The following is a 415-nucleotide window of genomic DNA, read 5'->3' on the forward strand; positions in this document are numbered from 1 at the left end:
CAGGGCTTTGAAGGTCACAGATCGTGATCATGAGCGACTTCTCTGATCGATCCCCTCAGGTTCGCGGGGTCTTTCGACGTTTCTCAAGAAGACGCGCGACGGAGACATGCGGTTTGGTCGGATCATGGGTTCGCGCCGGAGTCGGCTTCTTGGGGCCGCGTGAATGCTTGCGGTACTTGCGCAGCTGCACGTGCTGGGCGGTGGCGAGCAGCCAAGCGGCCATCGCGTCTGGGGAGAGGGGGTGGAACTCGCCCCATTCCTCGGGCGTCACCAACGTCTCGAGACTATCGCTGACCCGGGCCATTTCGTTGACCAGATAGTAACCCGAGACCTGCGTGTCGATGGTCTCGGCGCCGTGGACCTGACGCAATGCGGCCTTGATCACGGCCAAGGCATTGTAGGCGACGATGGCCAT

General features: G+C 61.7%; 1 pseudogene. It reads right to left on the reverse strand.

The window, feature by feature from the left end:
• Positions 1-55 precede the first annotated feature (55 nt).
• Positions 56-415, reverse strand: a pseudogene (locus D779_RS20690) (IS4 family transposase); the annotation flags it as partial.

Source organism: Imhoffiella purpurea (genome assembly GCF_000585215.1).
GTDB classification, from domain to species: Bacteria; Pseudomonadota; Gammaproteobacteria; order Chromatiales; family Chromatiaceae; genus Imhoffiella; species Imhoffiella purpurea.